Origin of the sequence: Rhizobium sp. PDO1-076 (assembly GCF_000247475.1) — a bacterium.
Taxonomy (GTDB): Bacteria; Pseudomonadota; Alphaproteobacteria; order Rhizobiales; family Rhizobiaceae; genus Allorhizobium.
The window spans coordinates 1-1,971 of sequence record NZ_AHZC01000239.1; the positions used below are offsets into that span (position 1 = coordinate 1).

At 58.9% G+C, this 1,971-nt stretch carries 4 protein-coding genes; 3 read left to right on the top strand and 1 reads right to left on the bottom strand.

Annotated features, from left to right (window positions below):
• Window positions 1–214 (top strand): hypothetical protein (locus PDO_RS28815; protein WP_210161518.1); only part of this gene is annotated, 214 nt, incomplete at its 5' end.
• Window positions 215–254: 40 nt separating this feature from the next.
• Here PDO_RS28815 and PDO_RS14015 read toward each other — a convergent pair.
• On the bottom strand, window positions 255–512 hold the full coding sequence (locus PDO_RS14015) for a hypothetical protein (RefSeq protein WP_141649910.1): 258 nt from the start codon (window positions 510–512) through the stop codon (window positions 255–257).
• Window positions 513–1,103: 591 nt separating this feature from the next.
• Here PDO_RS14015 and PDO_RS14020 point away from each other — a divergent pair.
• Both PDO_RS14020 and PDO_RS14025 read left to right on the top strand, forming a co-directional pair.
• Window positions 1,104–1,646, top strand: coding sequence for a cytochrome b (locus tag PDO_RS14020; RefSeq protein ID WP_007602751.1), 543 nt, complete (start codon window positions 1,104–1,106; stop codon window positions 1,644–1,646).
• 8 nt (window positions 1,647–1,654) lie between these two features.
• A partial coding sequence (locus PDO_RS14025) for a dihydrofolate reductase family protein (protein ID WP_007602753.1) occupies window positions 1,655–1,971 on the top strand: 317 nt, incomplete at its 3' end.

The following is a 1,971-nucleotide window of genomic DNA, read 5'->3' on the forward strand; positions in this document are numbered from 1 at the left end:
ATCGATAATCACTACTTATCAGCCATCAGTGTTCTCTCTTTGTAGCGGGGGATCTTTCGTTGGTGTTGTTGCCGAAGTCAATATCGGTGGTTTGAAGGGACACGAACCTGCGGAACCTGATTTGGAATTTAATCGCCAAGGGTTGGCTGATGGCTTTCAAGGCGGCGGAACGAACGGCGGGCGTGTAGGGGAGCACCTGCATTTTCCACGCTAAGAAGCGCGCGACGCCGCTGTGCTGCGCGAAACGGTCGGGTTCAATTTTGGGTTCGCTGCGGCGTATCTTCGCCGGATCGGATGTCCATGATGCCCTGGGTGATGAGAAGGCAGGTTGCCGTGGTCTGACAGGTTACCTTCAATCGGAAGAACGGGGGAACCTCGTTGCGCTTTGCCATGACGAGCGCGATGAGGGCGACCGTGCCGATGACGAACAGCAGCGAAGCCCTGGCGAAGCCGAGCGCCGCCGTCCTAAGCAGCTGTCCGATCATGATCCACGAAAAGCCTATCTGTTTCATGGACATGGGCTGCCGGCGTGGACCGAACGCGCGCCGATCTGAAACTGGCGGGCAAAGAGGGTGGTGTTCGGCCGAGCAGGGAACGATCGATGGACAGTCACGTCGCTCTCCACCCGTCCCGTTGCGCTAGGCTGGTACCGAAGACCTTGCGCACGCCATTGTCGCTGCCCCATCCATTTTCTCCACAACCATCTTTATCTGGTCGTTGAGAATGGCTGAGGGTGCGAACTAAATCATCGTCCGCCGGTGCCGTTGTCTTGTGCGATCGTGCCATTCGCTCGCAAAACGATATCGGCGTGCGGCGCGTCTCCTGGTGGCGTTGGCACCCTGAGGTTGGCCGAGCTCGACCGTGGTGCATCGGATCGAGCGACTTCTCCGGCGGAAAGGCTCGTTCTGTTGGCATTGCGCGCTTGCGCGAAACGACATGTCAAGTGCACGCACAGTCATTTACGCCACGCGCGGGCGTCTGCATGGTGGCCTTTGTTTTTGTGCACGCCATCTGGGTTTCGACAACGGTCATGTCGACATTCGATGGTCGTGGCTGACCAGGAGGCGATGGTGTTAAGGCTTACACAAAGAGCAAATTTCGCGATGATGTTGAAGCCCAGTCGCGCGACCATTGTCGTCGAACGCTATCCGGGGACTTCGCGCATTCTCCACTGGATCATTGCGCTGCTCGTGCTTGCGACCTGGCCGCTGGGCTTGGTCATCCAGTTTCTGACGAAGGACGTGTCCTTGACCGTCTATATGCTTCACGAAAGCTTCGGTTTTCTCGTGCTTTGGCTGATGCTGATACGGGTTGGCAACAAACTGATCGCCCGCGCGCCGAAGTCGGACGCCCCGAAGATCGAACGCCTTGCCGCCACGACGGTCCACGGTCTTCTCTATCTGCTTCTGATTGTCATGCCGCTCAGTGGGTTCCTCGCGACCAATGCCCATGGCTTTCCGCTGTTGTGGTTCGGCCTCATTGCGGTCTGGAGCCCTATCGGCACAGCCCCCGCCGTGGCGTCCCTATTCTCGACGGTTCACCTGTGGAGCGCCTGGATTCTGCTGCTGCTCTTTGCCCTGCACGTAGCAGCTGTCCTGCTTCATCACATCGTCAAGAGGGATCTGACCCTCTATCGGATACTCTGAGGTCGGCGATGCACACAATCGAAATCAGCGCGGCGACATGGAAACACCTTCTCGACTTCCGTCAGGGGGTTGTCGACATGGTGCCCTTGTCGGACCCTGCCTTTGCCATTTATGGGCCGATTGCCGGAGCGCGGGCATCGTTCGTTCTCGCCCAGGTCGGCCAATCCCTGGACGGACGCATCACGACGCCCAGTGGCGATGCGCGAGATGTGTCGGGGCCGGACGGCCTGGCCCATCTTCATCGATGCCGCGCGTTAGTCGATGCGGTGATCGTCGGCGCAACGACTAACGCGCGGCATCAATGGTCACGAGCGCACCTTTCAGA